Here is a 2,761-nt window from a genome sequence, read left to right on the forward strand (position 1 = left end):
AAGTCCCACGCCTGGCGCGATGCCCTCGCGGCAGCCGGGATCACCCACAAGCGAACCCGGCCCTACCGGCCACAGACCAACGGCAAGGTCGAACGGTTCAACCGCACCCTGCTCGACGAATGGGCCTACGCCCGTCCCTACCGCTCAGAGACCGAACGACGCGAAGCGTTCCCCGGCTGGCTGCACACCTACAATCACCACCGCGGACACACCGCGCTCGCAGGCAAACCACCCGCCAGCCGCGTCCCCAACCTCACAGGGCAATACACCTAGGGCCGACACCGCACCCGGCCAGGGGCGCGGATGGACGGTGCAGGCGGGCAGGGGCGCCGGCTCGGCGCGTCGCGGAGCAGGGTGCTCTCACGGGCGGGCTGTGGCACCAGTGCGGTCGGGGTCAACCGCCTCGTCACTCGGGCGGGTTTCCGAGGTGATCTCCTGCTGCTGTCTTCAGTTCAGAGAGTTCGGGGCGGCACCGCCGCCGGCCGGGCTGCAGCCCGGTGCCGCTCCCGCCAGCGCGCGTACGTCGGGCCGGCGGAGCAGGTGGACAGGTAACCATCGGCGACCCGGCGCAGGATTTCGGCGCCGCAGGCCGCGAGAGGGCCATCGTGGTGCCAGGCCAGAATGTGCCGGTACCACAAGGGGTTTCCGGCCAGCGGGCGGACCGCGACGCCGGGCACCTCGATGAACGTGGCCTGGCAGAGGCTGACGGCCAGGCCCGCCCTGATGATCTCGATCAGCTGCCGCCCCTCCGCTTCGTAAGGGGCGAACGGAGCGCGGTCCGTCAGGGCGCAGACGGACGCCCAGTATTCGTGGGTCCGGTCGCCGTCCGGCCGGGGAACCGCCCAGTCCTCTTCCAGCAGCTCGGGCAGCGGGACCTCGTCCCGCGCGGCAAGCGGGTGGGTCGCCGGCAGGAGGGCGAAGACCGGCTCCGTGACGATTGCGTGGAGTGCCACGCCCTCACGCTGCGGCAGCTCCTGGTCCGGGTGGTCACCGAGCACCGCCGCTTCCAGCCGGCCCGCGGCGAGGTCGTCGAGCAGAGCGACGGGCGAGTACTGACAGCGGGCGGTCAGGTGGGCTTCGGGCAGCAATGCCTTGACGGCCAGGAGGAGATGACCGAGCAGCGGAGCGCCGACCGAGCCGACGCGGATCCGGTTCGCGGCCGACATACGGCGGGCGGCCCGGGCCGTGTCGGCGAGCAGCCCGTCGATGCCCGGCAGGACGGCGCGGGCCCGCCCGATGACGAGCTCGCCGAAGGGCGTGGGGACGGCGCCCTCCTGTCGCCGGTCGAACAGGGTCCCGCCCAGCATGGCCTCGATACGGCGCAGTTGGGCGCTGAGCCCTGGCTGCGTCATGCGGAGTGCGGCGGCAGCGCGGGTGAGGCTCCCCGCCTCGGCGATCGCGCACACGACCCGCAGGTGCCGTATCTCCAGATCCATGGCGCGGATGTTATGGACCGGCGACAGCTTTCGGACAGGGCCGTGCGTCAGCAGTCTTATGTGAAATGTCACACGCCATTCATGGAAAGGTAGTGATCGCGTGAGTCCCCCACATCTCTCGTCGACCACCCGGTCGGCTCTTCTTCCGCTGCTGCTCGCTGCCCTGCTCCCGCTCCTCCTCCTCGGCACCCCTCCCGCCCGGGCCGCGACGGCCGCGGACAGCGTGTCGGCCTGTGCGCTGCGCGGCACCACCGGCTGGACGGACGAAGGGCAGGACACGGACTATTCCGTGTTCAAGCGCCCGTCGGGGACCATCAAGGTCGCCATGATCTTCGTGGACTTCCCGGATGCCCCCGCCACCGAGTCCCCTGCCGAGGACGCGGCCCAGATCACACCCGGTGCGGACTGGCTGTGGAACGCCTCCTACGGCAAGGCCTGGCTGGCCATCACCCAGCACCAGCGCTGGGTGAGGATGCCGCACAACTCGGCCGATTACGGATACGAGCGCGGGCTGTCGCACGAAGAGCACGAGGCGTACGTCAAGGACGCGGTCACGGCGGCCGACCCGTACGTGGACTTCTCGCAGTACGACATGGTCTACGCCGTGGCGACGAGGAACGCGTCGGCGATCTCCTTCACCCCCACCTATGTGTACGACCCCGGAACGGCGGGTGTCGTTGCCGACGGCCGCCGGATCAAGTGGGCGGTGACCCTCGGCCAGGACATGTGGCACTGGGGCAAGAAGCTGATGGCCCACGAGACCGGCCACACCTTCGGCCTGCCCGACCTGTACGCCTTCGCCGCGGGTACCGATGCCCACCGCTTCGTGGCCGGATGGGATGTGATGGGCCTGATCGGAGGGGCGGGGCCGCACTACCTCGCCTGGCACTCCTGGAAGCTCGGCTGGACCGAGGACCATCAGGTCGTCTGCCGGGCCTCGGCAGGCAGCGACACCGTGCATCTCACCGCCGTCGAGTACGGATCCGGCACCAAGATGGCCGTCGTACGCACCAGTCCCACGACCGCGTACGTCGTCGAATCGAGGCGGGGCGTGCAGGCGGACACGGCCGTCTGCTCCACCGGTGCGCTGATCTACCGGATCGACACCTCCGTGCGGACCGGTGAAGGGCCGGTCCGGGTCATGGACGCCAAGCCGAGTGCCACGCCGGCCTTCGGCTGCCGCCCGCTGGACGACGCCCCGTACTGGGCCGGTGAGTCGTTCACCGACACCGCGGCCGGTGTCCGGATCGACGTACTCAGCGCCGACGGGTACGGCGAGACCGTGCGGATCACCAAGTCGTAGCGCAACGCGGACGGCTGCGCCC

Annotated in this window: 3 protein-coding genes; 2 read left to right on the forward strand and 1 reads right to left on the reverse strand. The window is 70.4% G+C overall.

Translation table 11 applies throughout. The features are described from left to right. The coding region (locus ACWGI8_RS42665; protein WP_453668848.1) for an integrase core domain-containing protein at positions 1-273 on the forward strand (273 nt) is incomplete at its 5' end. Positions 274-452: 179 nt separating this feature from the next. Here the strand turns inward: ACWGI8_RS42665 and ACWGI8_RS42670 are convergent. Then, entirely contained in the window at positions 453-1,436 is a 984-nt protein-coding gene (locus tag ACWGI8_RS42670; protein WP_453668849.1) for a LysR family transcriptional regulator, read from the reverse strand. 100 nt (positions 1,437-1,536) lie between these two features. Between ACWGI8_RS42670 and ACWGI8_RS42675 the strand changes: the two genes are divergently transcribed. Further along, positions 1,537-2,739 (forward strand): M6 family metalloprotease domain-containing protein, encoded by a 1,203-nt coding sequence (locus tag ACWGI8_RS42675; protein WP_453668850.1) that lies wholly within the window; start codon positions 1,537-1,539, stop codon positions 2,737-2,739. The last annotated feature ends 22 nt before the right edge of the window (positions 2,740-2,761 follow it).

The organism is Streptomyces sp. NPDC054841, from assembly GCF_053611045.1.